The sequence below is a fragment of the Amycolatopsis sp. AA4 genome (assembly GCF_002796545.1).
In the GTDB taxonomy this organism is placed as follows: domain Bacteria; phylum Actinomycetota; class Actinomycetes; order Mycobacteriales; family Pseudonocardiaceae; genus Amycolatopsis.
The window spans coordinates 5,616,560-5,637,098 of record NZ_CP024894.1; the positions used below are offsets into that span (position 1 = coordinate 5,616,560).

Consider the following 20,539-nt stretch of genomic DNA (forward strand, 5'->3'; position numbering starts at 1 on the left):
CGCCCCACCGCAGGCGGCAGCGCCCGCGGCTGTCCGCCGCCGCACTGACGTCTTGTCGCCGAAGGAGTCCACGACCATGTCGGAATCGAGTCCGGTCCTCATCGCCAACCGCGGCGAAATCGCTGTCCGAGTCACGCGGGCAGTGCACGAGAGCGGCGGGCGGGCGATCGCGGTCTACCCGGCCGACGACGCCGAGTCGTTGCACGTCCGTTGCGCGGACGAGGCGGTGCGGATTCCCGGCGTGGGCACCGCGGCGTATCTGGACGCCGAGGCGATCGTGCGCGCTGCGCGGGAGACCGGTGCCCGGGCGATCCATCCGGGCTACGGATTCCTCAGCGAGAACGCGGGGTTCGCGCGTAAGTGCGCAGCGGCCGGAATCCAGTTCGTCGGTCCCGCGCCGGAGGTGCTGGACCTCTTCGGCGACAAGGCCCGCGCCCGCGCGTACGCGATCAGTTGCGAGGTGCCGGTCTTGCCCGGCACCGGTGAGGCGACCTCGCTCGCCGAAGCCGAAGCCTTCGCCGCGCACCACGGCAGCATGATGATCAAAGCGCTCGCGGGAGGCGGCGGTCGCGGAATGCGCGCGGTCACCGACCCGGCTGCCACCGCGGAGGCGTACGCGGAAGCGAGCGGGGAAGCGCTCAAGTCCTTCGGCGACGGCGCGGTGTACGTGGAGAAGCTGCTGACTCGCCCGCAGCACATCGAGGTGCAGATCCTCGGGGACGGCACCGGCGAAGTCGTCGCGCTCGGCGAACGAGACTGCAGCATTCAACGTCGCCATCAGAAGCTGGTCGAGGTGGCACCCAGCCCCTGGCTGAGCGAGCCGCTGCGGGAAGCGGTCACCGCGGCCGCGCTGCGGCTTGCCGCCCGGGTTTCCTACGCCGGGCTGGGAACTTTCGAGTTCCTGATCGAGGAGAACGCCTTCTGGTTCATGGAGGCCAACCCTCGCGTGCAGGTCGAACACACCGTCACCGAGGAGGTCACCGGGGTCGATCTCGTCGCCGCGCAACTCGCCGTCGCGGGCGGCGCGACCCTCGCCGACCTCGGCCTGACCAGCGCGCCGAGCCCTCGCGGGCTGGCGATCCAGGTCCGGATCAACACCGAGACGCTGGACCACAACGGCTCGCCGGCGCCCAGCGCAGGGGTCCTGCGGCGCTTCGAGATGCCGTCCGGGCCCGGCGTGCGGGTCGACACGTACGGCTATGCCGGCTATCGGACCAGCCCACGCTACGACTCGTTGCTGGCCAAGGTGATCGCGCACGCCGACGACCTGCCGCACACCTGCGCACGGGTAACGGCGGCGCTCGAAGGACTGGCAGTCGACGGGGTGGCGACGAACGCCGATCTGCTGCACGGCATCGTGTCGTCGAAGCCCTTCCGGTCCGGGCCGTGGGACACCGGATTCATCGCAAGCCACCTCGAGCAACTGCTCGGCCACACCCGGCCACGTCTCGCCGTCGAGGAAGACGCCGGGCACGAACAGGGCGGCGGCGTCGAGGTGCCGCCGGATTCAGTTGCCGTGGTCGCGCCGATGCCCGGCGTCGTGCTGAGCTTGGACGTCGCCGCCGGAGACGCGGTCGGAGAAGACAGTCCGATCGCCGTCATCGAGGCGATGAAGATGGAGGTCGTTGTCCGCGCCACCGCCGGAATGCGCATCGAAACCGTCACGGCGCACGCCGGAGACGTCGTCGAAGCCGGCACCGTTCTCGCGTACGGGGCACCGGCCGACGCCGGCTCCGCGGAGGCACCTCCGGTCGATGTGGGCAGCGACGGGGATTGGGCGGCCGAGGTCGCAGAAATCGAGCGACGCCGCCGATCCGCGCTGAACATGGGAGGCCCGGCCAAGGTGGCGCGCCAGCACGCGAACGGCAAGCTGGACGCACGGCAACGCATCGAGGCGCTGGCCGATCCGGGATCCTTCGCGGAGATCGGGGCGCTGGCGGGCTTCACCGCTCGCGACGACCACAGCTCCGCGCCCGAGTTCACGCCGGCGAACTTCGTCGCGGGAACGGCGAAAATCGATGGCCGCAAAGCAGTTCTGGGCGTCGACGACTTCACCTTGCGCGCGGGTTCCGGGGACGCCGCGATCCACGACAAGCAGATCTTCGCCGAGCGATACGCGAACGAGATGCGACTGCCCGTCGTCCGCTTGCTCGACGGAGCGAGCGGCGGAGGCTCGGTCAAGATGATCAGCGAGGCCGGGTACACGTACGTGCCGGTGAATCCCGGCTGGGACGCCGTCGTGGACAACCTGTCCGTCGTACCCGTTGTCGCCGCCGGCCTCGGCCCCACGGTCGGCCTCGGCGCCGCCCGGATGGTCATGTCCCACCTGTCGATCCTGGTCGACGGGATCGGCCAGATGTTCACCGCCGGCCCCCCGATCGTGGCCGGCGGCACCGGCGAGCGCCTGACCAAAGAGGAACTCGGCGGAGCAGGCATCCACCGCCGCAACGGCGCCGTCGAGCGGATCGTCCCGGACGAACAAGCCGCCTTCGACGTCATTCGCCGTTTCCTCTCCTATCTGCCCTCCAGCGTGTACGAACTGCCGCCGGTGACCGCGTCGCACGACCCGACAGATCGCCGCGACGAAAGCCTGCTCGGCGCCGTCCCGCGCAATCCTCGCCGCGCCTACGACGCGACCGCACTCCTGAACGCGGTCTTCGACGCCGGCTCAGTGTTCCGGTACGCCGAATACGGCGACGGCACCCTGACCGCGTTGGCCCGGCTCGACGGACATCCAGTCGGCGTGATCGCCGCGGACCCGACCCTCGGAGCGACCATGTCGGCCGAAGGAGCCCTCGCCGTCACCCGCTTGGTCGACCTGTGCGAGACTTTCCACCTGCCGCTCGTCAGCCTGACAGACCAAGCCGGGATGACGATCGGCGCCGCGGCCGAAAAAGCCGCGACGATCCGCCACGGCGCGCGGGCGATCACCGCCGTCTACCAAGCGCGAGTCCCGCAGGCCGAACTGATCGTCCGCCGCGTGTTCGGTGTCGGCGGCGCGGGAATCATCAACCGGCACCGGGCGAGCCGAAGCTGGGCCTGGCCGTCCGGAACATGGGGATCGCTGCCGTCCCGAGGCGGCATCGAGGCCGCATTCCGCGCGCAGATTGAGCAGGCGGACGACCCCGCGGCCGAATTGGCCCGCATCTCCGACGAGCTCGCCGCGCTGTCATCGCCTTTCCGGACCGCCGAACGATTCGGAGTACAGGACATCATCGACCCGCGCGACAGCCGCCCGCTGCTCTGCGACTGGATTCACGACGCCTACCGGCTCTTGCCCGACAAACTCGGCAGGCCCTCCTTCGGCACCCGACCGTGAACGACGGCCCGTGCCGCGGCGATAACGACACCATGCGGCCGGGCCTGGCCAACCCAGACGACCCGAACGCGGCAGACCTCTGGGAGACGAAGGTGACGCGGACCCAAAGTGCGATGAGTACAGCTCCTGGTCGCCCGGCCAGCACACGATCGTCGCAGATATAACCGTCCAGACACAGGACACCGCGACCGCCAGGACAGCACGGCCCAGGTCAGCACACGCGCGGGCGGCCGCGACCAAGCTGTCCCACTCGAGATCGAACTCCCGAGCAGCTTCTTCCGCGCTGCCGGAACAAGGCTCCGCGACGAAGGACAGCACCTGGACCGGCTCCCTTGTCCTACGGGTGGCGTAAGCGCTGTCGAGCGCCATCGCCCTGGCCGCGAACCGGAACACGGAGCGCTCCCGGGCTTCCTGGCATTCATTCCTTCGTCACAAGCTCATCCTCGACCTGGGCTGCCGCGGTTTTGAGCAGTGCGACCCACTCTCGGACCGGGTCGGCACGGAAGCGCGTCGTCGGCATGGGCCAGAGCCATTGCGCCGTGCGCCGCCCCGTGCGGCCCCCACACAGCCACTCCAAGCGCCGTGAGGCCCTTCTCGGTGCGCTGGTCATTGATGGCGCCCCTGGCTCGGGCCCGGGACAGCTCGCGGTAAAGCCGACGAACGTCGACGTCCTCGTCACGGTAGAGCTCCACGAGTTCCTCTGCGGTCTTCGCGGCCAGGATGGCTCGAACACCGGCTGCGGGCCGAATTGCTGGACCGCACGTTGATCTGGAACGAGACTCACCTCAGGCATGCGCTTCGTGAGTACGAGCAGCACTGCAATCTGCATCGAACCCACCGATCGCTGGCTGCCGCGGCACGCATGCGAGCCCGACCCCAGGCACTGGGACCCGAGCGGATCGAACGCCTCGTGATACGCCGACATGACCGCCTCGGCGGAGTCTTCCATGAGTACAGACAGGTCGCTTGACCATGGACGTGGTTTTCGGCACGCACAGGGTCATCGCGGCAAGCAGGGCTGCGGGGCACCGCTGCGCCAGGACACCTGCTCGAAGTGCTGAGAGCAGGCTGATCTGGTTTCTGTTCCCGGGCAACAGGATCGACGGTCTCCGTACCTTACACCGCCGGCAGCGCGGTCGGCGGATGAAGGCCCGGCGGCAGCGTACGGAGTCCATGAACAGCGTGCAGCATGCGGGCAGCGGTTCCCGGATACGGATCGACGGGGGGGGTATCGCGTTGAGAACGAACGGCTGTCCCACCGCGGCGACAACCTGCCCGACAAACGCCCACCTGAAATCGTCGCCCACCAGCCTCACAAACGCGCCGACGGCAGTCAGCACCGCACCGAAAACCAGGGCAGGCCGGAGAAACCGGTCAAGCGCGATCCCCGCAGGGATGGCGACAACCACGTAAACCAGCGGGAAAACCTGTGACAGCCAACCGATCTCGCTGACGGAAACGCCGAAGTGCCGAGCGGCGTCCCCGGTGACCGGCGCGTAATTCACGAACAGCGCCTGGCTTGCGGCCGCCAGAAGCCCATAGGCAAGGAAAACCACCCAGCGACTCTTTTCGCGCTGATCAAGATATGGCACCACCGTGGTGACGGTTTTGCGCCGAACCCGTTCCCTGCGCGACGGGGCGTGAAGACCGAACGACTCGCCACGCTGGCGAGCGGTGCTTCGGATCATGACCGTGGCAACTACAACTGCACCTGCGGCGACAGCACGACGCGCTCGTCGCTGAGAGGTCGGCAACTCCGTCATCTGATTTTCCTTGTCGCTCGATCGTGAGGACCCACTGTCGCCATCGCGATCGCCCTTGGGTACGACACTTTGCACCCCGATTCGCGCAGCGCGGTGCAGCTGGCACCTTCGGATTGCTTCCGTGCCACCACGCGAAGGTGCTACGCGAGCTTTGGTGCATTTTTCTGGTTCATGCGCTGCTCAAGCACTAGCTACGCCAAGCCAGCATGTTCATGATCAGCAGACAACCCGATACTCGACGGCCTCAAATCCTCGCGACGCGCCGCGCACGACATGGGACTGGCAACTGAGACCTTTCAAAAGCCACGAACTCATCCTCATTGAGCCCAGCCAAGGAGTCGAAAACCTCATCCAGGAGCCGCTCCACCAGGGTCTCAAGGGAAGGTGGATTCACTCATCATGCGTGTGCATCCCTGCTTCATCCGCCGGCGAGGAGCTTCCGTGGGCACGCTGTAACGATCGGGCCGTGACGATCGACGTTCAGCCGTGCACGTACTCGCAGCAGCCGATCCGGTGAAATGGACCGACGCAGTCTCCGCGGTCGCCGCGCTCCTCGGCGTCCTCGTCGCGACCGGAGCCGGCGTTGTGGCATGGCGCGCATACACCGCTCAGTCCAGCAGCTCAAAGAACTCAAGCTGTGGGGTTCCAGAAGTCGCTCACCGGCGCTGACCAGCGGATTTACGCGGCCGGTTCGTACTCGTTGATCATGCCTCCGAGGAGCCGCTGTCGCTTGATCCGCTGAGAGTTCAGATCTGCCACGGGGTGGGTCGGCCGGGGTGGGCGAAGCTTGCGGGAACGGTGCGGCCGTCGACCGTTGTAATGCCGGACGTACTCGGTGAGGACGGCTTGCAGATGCCGCTCGTTGAGGATCAACATACGGTCGGTGAGCTCGGTTCTCGCCGTGAGCACAAACCGCTCGGCGTAGCCGTTCGCCCGCGGGCAACGCGCGGGAATCCGCACCGTCTCGATGCCTACGTCAGCCAGGACGGTTTCGAACGAGGCCGCGAACTGCCCAGCCCGGTCACGGACGAGAAATCGGAACTCGTCAACTCGATCGCCGAGCGCCACCACGAGGTTGCGGATCTGCTGCGTGGTCCATCTACCGTCCGGGTTCGTGGTCGTGCCGAGGACGTGGACGTAGCGGCTGCCGACCTCCAGTACGAAGAACACGTAGATCCGCTTCAGGGTGAACGCGCAGTCGACGTGGAAGCAGTCACAGGCCAGCATCGTCGAGGCCTGCGTGCGCAGGAACTGCCGCCAGGACGTGTCGGTGTGCCGGGCCGGCGCTGGGGTATACGCGCCCGCTTCAGGATCCGCCGTATCGTCGAGGCCCCGACCCGGTGGCCAAGCTTGAGCAACTCGCCCTGAATTCTCTTGTAGCCCCAGCTGTGGTTTTCTGTGGCCATCCGCTCGATCAGCCCGGCGATCGCTTCGTCGACGGGCGGACGCCCGCGCCGGTGTGGATAGGTCCACTTCGCGGCTACCAGCCGACGGTGCCAGCGCAGGATCGTTCCCGGGGCGACCAGCCGGTGTGATCGCAGCGTCGTGGGCATCAGCCGGACCAGCGCGGCGAACACAGCCCGGTCGGCCCAGTCCAGGCGAGGTTTCGGGTTGCTTCGGCGCAGTACGGCGACCTCGTGGCGCAGCACCAGCAACTCGATGTTCTTGGACGCCGACGAGCGACCGAACAACACCAACAGACCCAGCAGCCGGAGGAAGATCAGGTAGAGCAGACGCAGCGACATGCCCGGCGATCATGCCCTACCCGCCGAAAGAGCAATTGCCGCTGGTCAGAATGCATGATTAGACTTCTGGAACCCCACAGCCCCATTCGTCGAGCGGCTTGCACTGAACGGGCTTCGAGAGCCGGAATGGATTGGCCACGCCTCAGGACTCCTTGTTCTGGGTGATGGGTTCAGCAGCCGCGGTCGCGGACAGCTCGGATTCGGCCGCCGCCAGCGGGCGGACCGAGTTCGTCAAGGCTCGTACTCCTCCGTCCGACGACGATGGTCGCGGGGCGGCGGCAGGTGAGTCCATCTCACGATTCCACACACCGGAACCTCGCCGCTTCGACCTTGGAACAGGCATGCCAACGTGGCCTTGGCAAGGGCTGTCACCGACCCCTACCACGCTCACCGCACCGTGGAACCGACGAGTTGGGGGTCTCCCGTCCATCGGCCCAGGACATCTACCGACGCCTCGAAGCACCACAAGCCACCGAGATCCAACGACTACTGAAACGCACACAACCCACAACCCACGCTGCCCAGCACAAATGAATGAGAACCCGCCGACCGTCAGATTGTCGGTGACGGCCGCGAACCGGTCGTCGCGCGGCGCGGCGGTGGAGGCCACAGGTCCTCCAGTTCGATGATCAGGTTGCCGGTCTCGTCGACCAGGGCGGAAGACGCCTCACCGATCGGGCCCCAGCGTTCCCGAACACTTCGCCCGGGCCGGCCCGCTCCTGCAAACCGGGGAACTCGATCGGGTAATCGGCCGGTACGGCAAGATGTCCTGGTCAACCTGACGACGACGGAACGAACCAGGAGTACCGGTGCGACGCAAGCCGCTGCATGAAGTACGCGACGCCAACTTGCGACGTGCGATCACCGCTCGCGCCAGGGAAAACGACCCCTCGCTGCACTACGAGTCCCTCGTAGTGCAGCGAGGAAATTCCCGTCAGGTGATCGGCTTTCCGCCCGTCGATTGTGGGCCCGGAGCCCCGGCCACGGCAGCCCAGTGGGCACGCGCACTGCGCTTGCGCCCGTCCGGAGGAAAACATGCCGCGGACGTAACCTACCGGGGGATCATCGACGGCTGCGAGGTCGTCATCTACTCCAGTTTCGAAGGCATCAGGCTCGGCAAAGGGAAGACGGCCGCGGGCTGGCTTCGAGCTCCTCGGCCGGAAAGCCGGAACAACTTTCCCGTCGTCGTCGCCAGGCGTGCCTCCCTGCTGGACGAGACGCACATCATCCCGATGATCCAGACCCCGACCGGAAAACACGCCGCAGCGGACTCCCTGCGCCCGTCGACCGGCACGCGGCGACCGTTGGACGGGTGCTTTCGCGGAGATCTGCTGGCCTGAACGCACCGAGTTCCGCACCTGCTGAGCCCGGACGGATTCAGCGGGCGCTGGCCGAGCGGCTGCACCCAGTCCACGCGGCGACGTCCGCACGCATTGGCGGCCGCGTTCGAACGCGCGGGAATCGTCCTCATTTCGCGGAAACAGGCCAGTAAACGCGGTTGGATCAACAAGGCGGACCGATTGAGCGATTTCCTGCAAGCCGCGTCCGACTAACTGCGGCCGACGAGGCCTCGACCCTCCTAGAATGCACCACGCGAGAGTTTTGCTCGTGTCGGAAATGCGGTACCAAATCAGCTCAGACCGCGTTTCCCGAGAGTGCGGAACAGCCGGGTCTTGGCCTCGGCCTCTTGGAGCATCCAGTACGCGCGATCGCGCCAGACAGCTGCCGAGACAGCGACGCCCATGCCAGTGAATCGGCCCTGGCCGCAGGCGGAGCTGGTCCGGGCCAGTCGCAGGCCTTCGCGCCGTCAGCGCTGAAGCCGGTCTTCCCACCAGTCGTGCAGGGGGTCGTTCCGGCGAGCAACATAACGAGCCCTGTCCCGGACATCTCTGAGCATCGCACCTGTTTCCTCGGGCGGAAGCCCGGCTGCAGCTTCGAAGTCCCTGAGGAGGTCCGGGGTGCCGACTGGCTCGGCCAGACCTAAGCTCTTCATGACGCGACGGGCTTTCCGATCATCGGTCGCGGCGGAAATGGACCGATGGTGCGCAGTCGCGGCGGTCGCTGCTTCGCCGTCGTCGACGTCCGCCGCCAGTTCGACGTACATGTCGTATTCCGCCTCGATCAGCCAGAGAACCTCGGCCACCAGGGCTTGCCCGCCTCCGCCGTGCGCGCGCCGCACGATCGGCAGGTCGCCGGCGAGTTCGATGCTGCCGCATTCCTTCGCGGCCGGTACCACCATGAGGTACTTGAGCTCGAGCACCTCCTCGATGTCGCGTGAGCGTCCGGTGGCCGCGAGGTTGATCGCGATGCAAGAGTCGAGCAACAGCGAAGACGGCACGATCACTCCACGCCGTCGAGGAGGTCGAGCACCTGCATCTCTCCGTCGTCCCCTACATCCGTGGTGGAGGTCAAGCGCTCGAACTCCTCACGCGCGCCGACGATGTCGGTCCCGAGATACCGGGCGAACTGCGACTCGGTGATGTCTCCGTCGACGAACAGCTGCGTCGCAAGCGTGCGGTAGTGATACGGCAGCCGGGAGCCGTTGTCGGGAAGGTTCGGCAACCGCAGTCGCTCCGCCGCGGCTCGCGGCTGGAAGTTGTTGTCCTTCAGCCGATCCCAGGTCGCCGGGCGCACCAGCGCAAGGTCTTCCAGGCGAAGGCAGAGCGCTTGAGCCGATACCCGGTAGGCGTGCGCGAGCTGGACGATGGTCGCCGGAGTCGGCTTTCCTCCGTTGTCCCGGCTGAGTTCGTGGAAACGACGGGTAATGCCGTTGCGGGGCATCAAAAAGTTCCCGGCGAAGGCCTCGGCGAACCGTTCCGTGTCCGGGATCCTGCCCCGTGCGCCGATCGGGGTGACTTCGCTGCGGTCGCGCGAGGAGAGGTAGTGGGCGTATTCGTGCGCCATCGTCCATCGCCGTCGTTCGGCTGGGTGGTTGCGGTTGACACCGACGCAACCGCCGAGCGGATCGACGTAGATGAACAGCCCGGCGATCTTCGAGGGCAGGTCGAGGAAGAACACCCGGAGCCCGACTTCGACTTCGAGCATCTCCCGGAGCTGCTGGATCGGCCCGTCGCCGAGCCCGAGCCGGTTGCGTTCCTCCGTCGCGAGGTCCTCGCCGGCACGGTCGGGCGCGAGATAGTCCAGCGATCTGCTCGCGGGCTGTCGGCCGGGCAGTCTCGATCCGGATCGCCGCAGCAGATCGACGTAGTTGTCGGCCAGTTCCTCCAGCTCGGACACGGCGGTCTCGAGCTGTTCGCTCTTGTCGGGCCCGGTGGTGAACGCCGTACGGAACTTGGCTCGGATCGACGCCGGCGGCGCGGTCGGGCGCAGCAGGGTGGCGACGTCGCGCCCATAGGCGTTCGCGAGTTTGACCAGTTCCGGCGGACTGACCGACCGGGTGCCCTTTTCCATCGCGATGAGTGTCGGCCTGCTCACGCCCAGCTCGGCTGCCGCCTGTGCCTGGGTGAGGTTCGCCGCCTCGCGGGCACCCCGAATCCGCGAGGCGAGCGCCTGGGCCGATTCGGTCTGTTCCATCGTCTTTCCCGTCGTCACGAAGCCAATTCCTGCCCGCTGAACCAGTCTCCGACCGGCACGTCCATCGAGGCCAAAACCTTAGGCCACTCGCAGACGTAGGCGCCGAACAGCCTCAGCAGACGGTCCCGGGGCACGAACTCCGCAGCTCCGGCGATCTCCGGGAACTCCTCCACGAAGCCGCTCCACGGATCCTGCTCGGCCAGCCGCGACTCGATCCGGGAAGCCTGCCACAGCATCGCGGCCAGCTCCGGCGTCGTCCGGTCCGGAATCCGCCGGAATCGCTTCCCCTCGTCGAGTTTCGGATACCGCGAAGCTGTCACCGCCTGCCGCCGCAGCAAGCACGAGGTGCAGGTGCCGCAGGGCGGATGCCCGCTGATCCGGGACGCGAATCCCGTGTCGCAGGACACGCTGCACGCGATAGCGTGCTCGTATTCCGGTGGCACAGCCGACACCGCCTCGGCCTTGGTCAGGCCGAGCAACGGCGTTTCCACTGCGAAATCCTGACCGGTGAGGGTCCCGGCCAGCCGGGCCATCGCCTGCACCGTCCGCGGATGCGCGGACCGCGTCGCCTGCGATCCGACCTGGGACCGCAAGTAGGGCAGGTTGATCGCGCCGATCCCGTTCTCGAGGAACCACAGCCGTCCCTTTCCGAGCGTGATCGCCACCGCGATGCCCGCGGCGAGAAAGAGCAGACCGCGCGAGCGTTGGGAATTCTCCTGCTTCGCCCCAGGAGCTCGGGTCCTGGACTCGGTGAGGTTGACCCGGAAACTGGCCGCTGGCAGGACCTCGCGGGACACGCCGCGGAGTCGGGACAGGACGCGCTCCTGGACCCCGGCCATGTCGTTGTTCGTGCGCACGCTGACCGGCAGCAGCGGCGGCCCGCCCAGGCGGAGAGCCAGCCCCGCGGACGAGTCGAGGCCGCCGGAGAACAGCACCGGCTCGATGTCGTCCGGCAAGGTGCTCACCAGGTATCCCTGGCCTCCGGTGAGCCTGTCGCGATCCGACTCGCTGAACGAGACGGACCATTCGTCGTCGGTAAGCCATGCGAGCAGTTCCGCCAGGTCGGTCCGCACGGACTCCCAGCGTTCCCGGCAGCGCACCGGGATCGTCAGGTCGATCTGCCGCGCCCAGTTTTCCCCGCGTTCGAACCCCGCGTAGCGCGGTCGGACCACGCTGCGGTCGACGGCGTAAACGGCGGCCGCGACTTCCAGCAAGTCCGCCGCGAGCGGGTCAAGTTGACGGGACAGCACGTCGGGGACGCCTTGTCCGTCCAGCCGAGCGTCCACCCCGAACTCGATGCGTCTCGCCGCCCGGTCAGACGACGAGCGAAAGGCGATAACGCTTCGCGAGACGGCGCTCACAGCTCATCCAAAGCAGTGCCGAGCAGTTCGTCGAGCGGTTTGGCAGCGGTTCTGCGGTTCGGAGCCCTTAGTCCGATGCCGGTCGGATGCGCCAACCACCGGATCGCCAGCTCCTTCATAGGGGTGGAGTCAACCACCCTGCGCAGCGCAGTCTGCAGTTCCCCCGCCGTGAAGTGCCCCTTGCCGACAAGAGCAGGCACGTCGTGGTCGATGCCAGCCGCCACGATCCGGCCGATCATCTGGCGCGCCAGCAGCTGAGCGGCCTGGGCCGGAGAGACCAACTGCATCGAGTTCTGCAACCGGACCGCAAGTGCCTGGATCGAATCCGACAGCATCCGGCCGACCACGGTCGCCGACGGCTTGGGGCGGGCCACCACCGCAGAGTCGACGGCGACGGCTGCGAACACCTGTTGCGCAGCCGCTGCGAAGTCAGGCACCCCGCCGGACGCTCGGATGGTCTTGGCGACAGCGGAAGCTGCGCTGTCTTCGATCTCGATGTCCGATGCGCCCGACTTCAGCAGGTTGGCAAGTTTGCGCCACTTCGCTGCCGCGTGCCAGGCGATGTAGTCACCATCAGGCACGTGCACCTCCCTGACTTATTGACATCTATAGTCGCTCAAGCTCGCAATAGATGTCAATAAGTAATCTGTGAAACGTGGGCTCGCCAGCCACGATGACTCGTCCGCCCAAAACTGCCGGTCTAAGGTCGTACAGTCCGCAACGACCCGAACTGACAAAGAAGGCGCTGTTCGCCTTCAGTCTTGTCCGTTGCTACGCACGCGGCCGCCCCGAGCAGGTCATGAAGATGAACGGCGAGTCCCCGTCGTCACGGTCCAGATTGCCCACATCCGCGCCGCGAGACCGGACGGACCACGCTACGACGACGCGATGACCGACGACGATCGCCGCGTGTTTCGCTCATGGCGCACAGCACCAGGATCGCCACATCTTCGGAGCCATCGAATCGCGAACGCAGCACCAGCCGCGCAGATACTCGCGCTAACAGCATGTTTCGCAATCTCACGATCACAGTACGTGATCATGGACCCACCGTGCCGTCACTCCGTCAACCGCCCGCCCACACGCCACGAACCAGCCGGTCATCACCCATGAGTATGTTTCCGGCATTCACAACGTCGGCGCGGCGGCACACCTTGAAACCCGCGCTGGCGAGACTCAGGTCGGTCACCTTCGCGGACCCCGTGACCTTCTTCGTAGTTCCTGATCAAGGAGCCGTGGTCACTAGGCCCGGCATGACTAACGCCCCCAGTCGCACGCATGATCCGGGGGTGGCGTCACCGGGTCTGGTGGCATCGACGGACCGCTGAATAGGGACACGGCCACCAGCTTGGTAGACCTCGACGTAACGTGGGTGCCGGCCATCGATGCCCAACCCGGTGACCACGTCGCGGCGAACAAACGGCATGGTGGATGCGCAGCAGTTTTGAGGTCTTTCTCGGCCTGGGCACCGGCAAGGACGCCCACCACGCGGTCGGTCTCGACCCGGACGGGAAGCGGCTGCATGACGGACCGCTGCCCAACACCGAACGCAAGCTGCGGGCCTGTTCGACCAGCTGGCCCAGCACGGTCCGCTGCTGGCCGTGGTCGACCAGCCGGCCACGGTCGGGGCGCTGCCGGTCACGGTCGCCCGCGCCGCCGGCCACCAGGTCGCCTACCTGCCCGGCCTGGCGATGCGCCGCATCGCGGACCTCTACCCCGGCCGAGCCAAAACCGATGCCCGAGACCCGTTCATCATCGCCGACGCCGCTCGCTCCCCTGCCTCACACCCTGCGCCAGGTCGACGTGGGCGACGAGGCCCTGGCCGAACTGGACGTGCCGGTACAGCCAGACGGCGCGGGTTCGGCAAGCAAGACGAGAAACGTGCACAAGAGGAACCAGCGGTAAAGCCCTGTAGACGTCGAACCAGCTCCAACCTGGTGGATATGGGCTGGACAGCAGCGCGTGGCGAGCCGCCTGGCTCGTCAACTCCGAAGCCGGACAAGGTCGTCGGCGGGGAGGCCACGGTGAAAGCCTGCGGCGTAGTCGTGGCGATGCTGTCGGGGCAGCAGCTGGGCACCTCCCTCGACGATCGGTCACAGAGTGAACGTGGGAACCATCCCCGGCCTCCCTGCCGTCCGGATCTCCGAAGGCAAGAACCACAACGCCGCCCTCATCTGCCTCGCCCGCCGCCGCTGCGACGTCCTCTACTCCATGCTCCGCAACGGCACCCACTACCGACACCCCGAGCCAGCTCCCACCGCAGCCGCGGCTTGACAACCACACAGGACCCCCGGGGAATAAGAAGCGAAGTCAGACCTTCAAGGAATTCGTTCCTGTCATATTACTGATTGCGCTTGTCGCGCTGAATAGGTTTCCCAAACGGCAACGCTTTCCTCGCACGACCAGCAGATCAGCCGATCAGCAGCCCCGCGCAGACTGCTCTCACAGAACCCAAATAATAGGCGAACATAAATAATGTCCATTATGCCGGCTGGCCGACTATGAAACGTTCTTCCTTCTACGCCACTGCGTCGATACCACGAGAGCTCCTAACGCGGCCAATCCTATCCAATACACATAGCCCACGTTGTGCGCTGAAGCTGTCAAGAACAAAGCACCGCCAGCGAAGCCGCCCAGGGACTCGCCGGCCGTTGTCGCTACCTGGCGCATGTTGAAAACCTCGACGGCTGGCCGGTCGCCGGTCAGATCGCCGAACACGGTGCTGATCATCGGCGAGATGACCGCTTCCGCTATCGAGAACAGCACGACAGCCGCGAACGCTCCGACGAGCGTCTCCCCGGTTGCCGCCATCACGGCGAACGACACCGCGAACAAACCCACTCCGGCAAGCAGGAACCCAAACGGCCGAACTCCCGCAGCGAGCCTTCGCCGGGCGTAGGCGCTGAAGGGGATCAGGAGCACCACGACCAGGACCGCGTTGGTCACGAACGCGGCAGCGCGCACCGCCGAGGACTCGGTCAGCTGCGTGAATTTCAAGGCCACAGCGGAAAAAAACTGCCCATAGAGAAACAGCCCGGCAGCGACGACCAGCGAGATCCGTCGTACCACCGGGTCGGTCATGACGACCTTCAGGATGCCCATCCGCAATGGCGGGCGGACCGCGTCGTCACCCGGACGCAAGTCAGCCGGGACCGTGGCGAACGCGACCACCGCGGCCACCGCGTACAAACCGGCAACCAGCAGAAGCAACGGCGTGAGGTACTGCCCGCCCAGCAACAGGTTGCCGATCAAAGGCCCCAACGCCGCGGCGACGTTGGCGGCCGTCTGGATAGCCGAGAAAACGGTGTTGCGGGCGCCGGAGGTGCTCAGGCGCATCACCACATACACCCTCGCCATCAGGCCGTTGACACTGATGCCGATCCCGGCCACCAGGAGGCAGACCAGCACACCTGCCGTGCCAGGCGCGACAGGCAGCGCGACGAAACCGGCCGCGGCCACTAGTAGCCCGGCCGTCATGCTGTCCCGGACCCGGGACCGGTGCAGCATCCCGCCGCAGAACAGGGAAGCACCGCGGATCGCAGCGTTGAAAGCGAACAACGCCACGCCGATGAACCACGCGCTCAGCCCGCCGCCGAGCCGGCCCAGCAGGACCGGTAGAACAGGCAAGATAGTGTAGCAGCCGAGCTGTGCCAGCAGGTGCTGCGTAACGATCTGCGCGCTTACTCGGCGAATGACGCCGCGGTCTTCGAGTGCGGCTTCACTCACCTGTTCGTCTCCTGTCCGAAGTAGAGCGTATCCCACTTGCCCTCCGGCCGGCCGTCGTCGTCGGTGACGACCAGCTGGCCCGCCTTCTTGACGAACGGGCAGAGATGCGCGGGGATCAGGTCGACGACCTCTCCGGCCCGAGCCTCGGTGAACGGCGTGCCGTCCGCACGGACGGCCACGATCTCGGGCGCCCAGTCCTGAGAAGCGTCGGCCAACAGCTCGTCAGCATCAGTACGGATCGCGCCGTCGGCGACGTCGAGCACGGTGGCGCGGACCGAGACCGCCACATCCTCGAGCGTGCACAACCCTGCCTCCGCCGACCCCGAGTCCCATAGGGCGTAGGCGCCGCCGCAGACCTCGGTCACCCCCGGAACGTCCAGCACCGCGAGCGCGTTCGGCGTGCCTCCGACCGCGACGGTCGGGCACGTCATGCCGTCCGCCCGCACCTCTCCCGCGACCTCGACCAGCGTGCGTGCCATCGCGCGGCCGCATTCGTCCCAGTTCCGAACCTCGTCATCGGTGGCCGGGCCCCAGTAACCGGTGACACCGTCCAGATGCACCCCTGGGGTGGTCTCGACCAATCGCGCCAGGTCGAGAACTCGCTCCGGAGCGATTCCCCGGTCGTCGAAGTGCACGTCGATCCGCAAGGCCAGATCGGTGCCCGCCGCAGTGCACAACACGCCCAGTTGCCGGACCGCATCGGGATCTCCGACATGCGCGGAAACTGTCGCACCGCGCGCATCAGCGAAAGCAGAAAAATCGGCAAAGAACGACCAACGCTCTGGTGATATCAACGGCCAAGCAAGCACAATATCCGTTATGCCCGAGGCGAGGTAACGACGCGCTTCCGCCGTCGTGTGCACGGCGATTCCAGACGCGCCGGCAGCTTCCTGGAACCGCGCGAGCTCGACCGTCCGATGGCCCTTCACATGGGCACGCAATGCGACCGAAGAGCACTTGAACCGGGCGTGATACCTCTCGATATTGCGCTCGACCACAGGCCTGCTGACGAACACGACAGGACTCACGAAGACACCATCATCGATTGTTTAAGATGGCGGGTACGGCCGATCGGCCGTACCCGCCATGACATCAAAGGCTCTTGCAGCGCGTGCTCTTGCACTTACGCATAATGAAACACCCCCCTCCCCAGGCGCTGTTTCGCAGCAGGAAGGAATCTAACATCAAGGATCGCCGTCAGCAAGGACTATGATTCACTCCACTGTCGACAAGTTCTGGTTGACGTGCCTCTTGACGGTAGCTATATTCCCGGTTTCGACAGGGGAGAATTGCGGCTCGATAGCTTTGCGCTCAACAAGCCGAGCCGTTTGCACAAGGGGGGAATTGTGAGTACCGCCGACAAGGTGATAGTCAACCTGTGCCCGACCGGGATGGTGCCGCGCAGGGCGAAGGTGCCAGCTGTGCCGATCACGCCCGAGGAAATCGCCGCCGACGTGCGGCGCTGCAGGGACGCGGGTGCTGCCATGGTGCACCTGCATGCCCGGGACGACAACGAAGAGCCGACCTGGCACCCTGAACGATTCGCCGAGATATGCGATGCGGTCGCGTCCGTAGCGCCCGATCTTGTGCTCGTGGTGACTACAAGCGGGCGCAATTGGTCGGAACTGGACAAACGGAGCGCCTCAGTTCGCATCGGCGGCCCGGCCAAGCCGGAAATGGCTTCGCTGACGCTGGGGTCGATGAACTTCGCGAGCGGCCCGTCGGTGAACAGCCCCGAAACCATCGCCGGCCTGGCCGCGGCCATGCGCGAGCACAACGTCGTGCCCGAACTGGAGATCTTCGACGTCGGCATGGCGAACTACGCCAACTTCCTGATCGAGCGAGGCATCCTGACCGGGCCGCACTACTGCAACATCCTACTCGGTTCGCGGGGCACCGCCGACGTGAGCGCGGCCAACGCCGCCGCGATCTTGGCAAGCCTGCCCACGGACACGACCTGGGCCTTCGCCGGAATCGGCCGCTCTCAGCTCGCGGCGAACACCCTCGCGCTGAGTCTCGGCGGGCACGTGCGGGTCGGCCTCGAGGACAATCCTTACTACGACTGGGCCGACCGCAGTCCCGCCACCAACCCGCGCCTCGTGGAACGCGTGGTGCGCATCGCCGCGGAACTCGGCCGGGAACCGATGACTCCCGAAGAAGCTCGCAAAACTATCGGACTTCCGTCTGTGGACCGGGCGATCGCATGAGAGTCGTGCTGCGCGACCGTCGTCAATGGGGCGCGGCGATGGTGACGACCGGCAGCTCTCTGGCCACCATCGCCGGGCTCGACGTGCTGCGCGACGGGGGAAACGCCTTCGACGCGGCGGTCACGGTCTCAGCCGTGATGACCGTGGCCATGCCGATGGCGTGCGGGCCTGGCGGCGACGGGGTCGCGGTGCTGCACCGGGCTGGCTCGGCCGACGCGGTGGCGCTCACGGCGCTGGGCCGGGCACCCTCGGGAGCGAGCGTCGAGGCGTACGCCGGACGTGGGCTGAAAACCGTGCCTGAGACCGGCATTTTATCGGTTTCGACACCGGGTTTGATGGACGGCTGGCTCGCCGTCTACCGCGAGTTCGGCTCGCTGCCGATGAGCAGGCTGCTCGCGCCAGCGATCGATTTCGCTGAACGCGGCGTCCCGGTGACAGAGCAATTCCACCGGTGGACGAAGGACAATCTCGAGTCTGTCGAGGACACTCAGCTGCGCACGCGCTACGAACCCGCGGCGGCAGAAGGCGCGGTCGGCTCCGCTCTGCGGCAGCCAGGCCTCGCGGCGCTGTACGCTTTGATCGCGAAGCACGCGGACGAGCCCGCGGCCCTGCGCGTCCTGCTGGCGGAAGCCATCGCAGACGTCAGCGACCGTCTCGACGGGTTCGTCACACGCGACGACTGCCTGCGGGACAACGCGTCGCTGAACTCCGCGCTGACACTGCGGTTCGCCGGGCATACCGTCGCCACCACCGCGGCCCCGACCCAGGGGCCTCTGCTGCTGCAAAATCTGGCTCTCTACGAACGGCTCGCCGCCGAGCACCGGTCGGACTCGCCGACCGGGATGCACGTGCTGGCCGAGATCGCCAACCAGACCTACGGCTGGCGTCTGCGGCACTTGGGCGACCCGGACTTCATGAAGCTGCCGAACCCCCTGTCCGAGCCCGTGCTGTCCGAACTGGCCGCCGGGGTCGACCCGCGACGACGCGGCGCGTCAGTCTGCGCCGGGCACTACCACCAGGGCGACACCACACACTTCGCGGTCCTGGACGCCGAGGGCAACGGCGTCAGCTGGGTGCAAAGTCTAGGACTGGCATTCGGCTCCGGGGCCGGAGTTCCCGAGCTGGGCCTCTTCCTCGGCGACCGGCTCGGCCGCAGTTCCACTCTCGGACCTGGCGAGCCGAACCGCACCGCACCGGGCAAACGCCCGGTCAACACCATCCTGCCGTGGAGCATCAGCGGGCCTGGCGGTCTGCGCTGGCTCGGCGGAACGCCAGGCGGCGACGGCCAGACGCAGTGGAACGCCCAGACCGTGCTGGCGCTGCTGCACGACGGCGATACCTCGCTGCAGGCTCTCAGCCGGCCGCAGTGGACCTACTATCCGGGGTGCGACAAGGTCGAAGCCGACGTCGAACCACACTTGCGCATCGACGATGCCATGCCGGGCAAGGTCGTCGAGGCGTTGGCCGACCGCGGTCATCCTGTTGTGGTCAAAGCCAGCGTCGGCGGGGTCAAGCGCCTCGTCGAACGGGGCAACGGGTTCGCCTGCGGCTTGGACGACGGCAGGCAAGAAGGCCTGACTGCCAGCTGGTGACGGGCGGTCCGCGTCGGTCGCCGACGCGGACCGCCCCGCGCTCACGACTTCCGGATCTCCGCTACCAAGCTGGTCGCCAGGTTCGCGCGCTCGGCCATGCTGGCAACGAACAGGTACTCGTGGTCAGCGTGGGCACCGCCGCCGACGGCTCCGAGACCGTCCAGGGTAGGCACTCCCATCGCCGCGGTGAAGTTGCCGTCGCTCCCGCCTCCGACCGCGACGCCCTCGATGCCGGGCAGCAGCCCGCGAGCAATCGAGAGAAGCCGCGATGCCGCGGACTCGGGCATCGGCGGGCGTCCGATACCGCCGCGCACCTCGATCGAGGCTTCCCCGGCAACCGGCTTCAAAGCGGCGAACGCGGCTTCGATCCGATCCCTCTCCCCTGTGCTCGCGACCCGGACGTCGACCACGATCGTGGCCTCAGCAGGCACGACGTTGCTCTGGGTGCCGGAGGAAGCGATGGTCGGGGTTACCGTGGTGCCCGCCTCGGGGCGGCTCAGCTCCTCGATGCGCAGTACTTGACGGGCAGCTTCGACCAAGGCGTTGACCCCGGCTTCCGGCTCAAGACCGGCATGCGCGGCCCGGCCGGTGACCCGCACCTCGAACGTGCCGCACCCCTTGCGGCCGGTTTTCAGCTCGCCGCCCTCGGCCGCGCCCTCGAACACCAGTACCGCACCGCACGCCCGCGCTCGCTCCTCGATGAGGGCCCGCGAAGTATGCGAGCCGTTTTCCTCGTCACACGTCACCAGGATCTCCACGCCGGTCAGGTCGTCCAGCGCTGCAAGACCGTGAATCGCCTGCACCAGACCGCCGAGCATGTCGAAGACCCCTGGGCCGGTCACCCGTCCGTCCTCGACCGCGAACGGGCGGCGGGCCAAGGTCCCGTGCGGGAAGACCGTGTCGTGGTGCCCGACGATCAGCACCCGCGGCTCTCCTCCGCCCGACCAGTGGACGTGCGGACCAGCCTCGCCTTCGACGAAAACCGCTTGTCCGCCGAGACGAGTCTCGATGATCCCGGCGACCACCGCGGCCGAGCGGGTCAAAGCCTCTACGTCGCCCGACGGCGACTCGACTTCCACGAGGATCTTGAGGTCGTCGAGCATCGATTCGACGGAAACCGGGACGGCGGTGTGCGTGATCATGCGCTGACGATAACTCCCATGTCCGCAGAGCCCTTCTGTGCGTTGGTAATCAGTCCGCTGTCCCCGTGCGGAACGAGCCGGGGAAGCTGGCGACCAGGTGCCGTGCGCACAACGACGCGACGACGGCGTACCCGGTCTGCCAGCATCCCT

14 protein-coding genes and 2 pseudogenes are annotated in these 20,539 nt (G+C 66.8%); 6 read left to right on the plus strand and 10 right to left on the minus strand.

What is annotated here, in order from left to right; genetic code table 11:
* Positions 1-76 precede the first annotated feature (76 nt).
* Complete coding sequence (locus tag CU254_RS26005; protein WP_037714862.1) at positions 77-3,319, plus strand: carboxyl transferase domain-containing protein; 3,243 nt, start codon at positions 77-79, stop codon at positions 3,317-3,319.
* 785 nt (positions 3,320-4,104) lie between these two features.
* Here the strand turns inward: CU254_RS26005 and CU254_RS43235 are convergent.
* From CU254_RS43235 to CU254_RS26025, 3 genes are all read right to left on the minus strand, one after another.
* Entirely contained in the window at positions 4,105-5,082 is a 978-nt protein-coding gene (locus CU254_RS43235) for an MFS transporter (RefSeq protein WP_158688089.1), read from the minus strand.
* Positions 5,083-5,760: 678 nt separating this feature from the next.
* Positions 5,761-6,309, minus strand: a complete 549-nt coding sequence (locus tag CU254_RS26020) for an integrase core domain-containing protein (RefSeq protein WP_037714865.1) — start codon at positions 6,307-6,309, stop codon at positions 5,761-5,763.
* Positions 6,264-6,827 (minus strand): helix-turn-helix domain-containing protein, encoded by a 564-nt coding sequence (locus CU254_RS26025; RefSeq protein ID WP_234392749.1) that lies wholly within the window; start codon positions 6,825-6,827, stop codon positions 6,264-6,266. Before CU254_RS26025 ends, CU254_RS26020 begins: the two co-directional genes overlap by 46 nt.
* 809 nt (positions 6,828-7,636) lie before the next feature.
* Here CU254_RS26025 and CU254_RS26030 point away from each other — a divergent pair.
* On the plus strand, positions 7,637-8,167 hold the full coding sequence (locus CU254_RS26030) for a hypothetical protein (protein ID WP_009080836.1): 531 nt from the start codon (positions 7,637-7,639) through the stop codon (positions 8,165-8,167).
* Between the two features lie 467 nt (positions 8,168-8,634).
* Here CU254_RS26030 and CU254_RS26035 read toward each other — a convergent pair whose 3' ends face one another.
* The 4 genes from CU254_RS26035 to CU254_RS26050 form a co-directional block, all read right to left on the minus strand.
* On the minus strand, positions 8,635-9,165 hold the full coding sequence (locus CU254_RS26035) for a hypothetical protein (protein WP_158688090.1): 531 nt from the start codon (positions 9,163-9,165) through the stop codon (positions 8,635-8,637).
* A gap of 2 nt (positions 9,166-9,167) precedes the next feature.
* Positions 9,168-10,379 carry an ImmA/IrrE family metallo-endopeptidase gene (locus tag CU254_RS26040; RefSeq protein ID WP_009080839.1) on the minus strand — a complete coding sequence of 404 codons (1,212 nt, stop codon included), beginning with the start codon at positions 10,377-10,379 and terminating at the stop codon, positions 9,168-9,170.
* Positions 10,376-11,647, minus strand: coding sequence for a 7-cyano-7-deazaguanine synthase (locus CU254_RS26045; protein ID WP_050788281.1), 1,272 nt, complete (start codon positions 11,645-11,647; stop codon positions 10,376-10,378). The genes CU254_RS26040 and CU254_RS26045 overlap by 4 nt, the downstream gene beginning before the upstream one ends.
* 71 nt (positions 11,648-11,718) lie before the next feature.
* Positions 11,719-12,303 carry a hypothetical protein gene (locus CU254_RS26050; RefSeq protein WP_037714869.1) on the minus strand — a complete coding sequence of 195 codons (585 nt, stop codon included), beginning with the start codon at positions 12,301-12,303 and terminating at the stop codon, positions 11,719-11,721.
* Positions 12,304-13,153: 850 nt separating this feature from the next.
* Between CU254_RS26050 and CU254_RS26055 the strand changes: the two are divergent.
* Both CU254_RS26055 and CU254_RS26060 read left to right on the plus strand, forming a co-directional pair.
* Positions 13,154-13,603, plus strand: a pseudogene (locus CU254_RS26055) (IS110 family transposase); the annotation flags it as partial.
* Between the two features lie 264 nt (positions 13,604-13,867).
* A pseudogene (locus CU254_RS26060) lies at positions 13,868-13,996 on the plus strand (IS110 family transposase); the annotation flags it as partial.
* Between the two features lie 225 nt (positions 13,997-14,221).
* Here the strand turns inward: CU254_RS26060 and CU254_RS26065 are convergent.
* Positions 14,222-15,448, minus strand: coding sequence for an MFS transporter (locus CU254_RS26065; RefSeq protein WP_037714872.1), 1,227 nt, complete (start codon positions 15,446-15,448; stop codon positions 14,222-14,224).
* Positions 15,445-16,464 carry an alanine racemase gene (locus tag CU254_RS26070; protein ID WP_158688091.1) on the minus strand — a complete coding sequence of 340 codons (1,020 nt, stop codon included), beginning with the start codon at positions 16,462-16,464 and terminating at the stop codon, positions 15,445-15,447. Before CU254_RS26070 ends, CU254_RS26065 begins: the two co-directional genes overlap by 4 nt.
* A 330-nt stretch (positions 16,465-16,794) precedes the next feature.
* Between CU254_RS26070 and CU254_RS26075 the strand changes: the two genes are divergently transcribed.
* Together CU254_RS26075 and CU254_RS26080 are read left to right on the plus strand one after the other, a co-directional pair.
* Entirely contained in the window at positions 16,795-17,655 is an 861-nt protein-coding gene (locus tag CU254_RS26075) for a 3-keto-5-aminohexanoate cleavage protein (RefSeq protein ID WP_100266882.1), read from the plus strand.
* Positions 17,652-19,247, plus strand: coding sequence for a gamma-glutamyltransferase family protein (locus CU254_RS26080; RefSeq protein WP_009080852.1), 1,596 nt, complete (start codon positions 17,652-17,654; stop codon positions 19,245-19,247). Before CU254_RS26075 ends, CU254_RS26080 begins: the two co-directional genes overlap by 4 nt.
* A 41-nt stretch (positions 19,248-19,288) precedes the next feature.
* On the opposite strand, the gene CU254_RS26085 is transcribed toward CU254_RS26080, so the two are convergent.
* Positions 19,289-20,389: a M20 family metallopeptidase gene (locus CU254_RS26085; protein WP_009080854.1), complete on the minus strand. Its 1,101-nt coding sequence runs from the start codon at positions 20,387-20,389 to the stop codon at positions 19,289-19,291.
* Positions 20,390-20,539 lie beyond the last annotated feature (150 nt).

Excerpts from the sequence above, each read along its gene's own strand:
- CU254_RS26005 (WP_037714862.1), top strand. The coding sequence starts at position 77 with ATGTCGGAATCGAGTCCGGTCCTCATCGCCAACCGCGGCGAAATCGCT.
- CU254_RS26085 (WP_009080854.1), bottom strand. The coding sequence starts at position 20,389 with ATGATCACGCACACCGCCGTCCCGGTTTCCGTCGAATCGATGCTCGAC.
- CU254_RS26025 (WP_234392749.1), bottom strand. The coding sequence starts at position 6,827 with ATGTCGCTGCGTCTGCTCTACCTGATCTTCCTCCGGCTGCTGGGTCTG.
- CU254_RS26020 (WP_037714865.1), bottom strand. The coding sequence starts at position 6,309 with ATGCTGGCCTGTGACTGCTTCCACGTCGACTGCGCGTTCACCCTGAAG.
- CU254_RS26080 (WP_009080852.1), top strand. The coding sequence starts at position 17,652 with ATGAGAGTCGTGCTGCGCGACCGTCGTCAATGGGGCGCGGCGATGGTG.
- CU254_RS43235 (WP_158688089.1), bottom strand. The coding sequence starts at position 5,082 with ATGACGGAGTTGCCGACCTCTCAGCGACGAGCGCGTCGTGCTGTCGCC.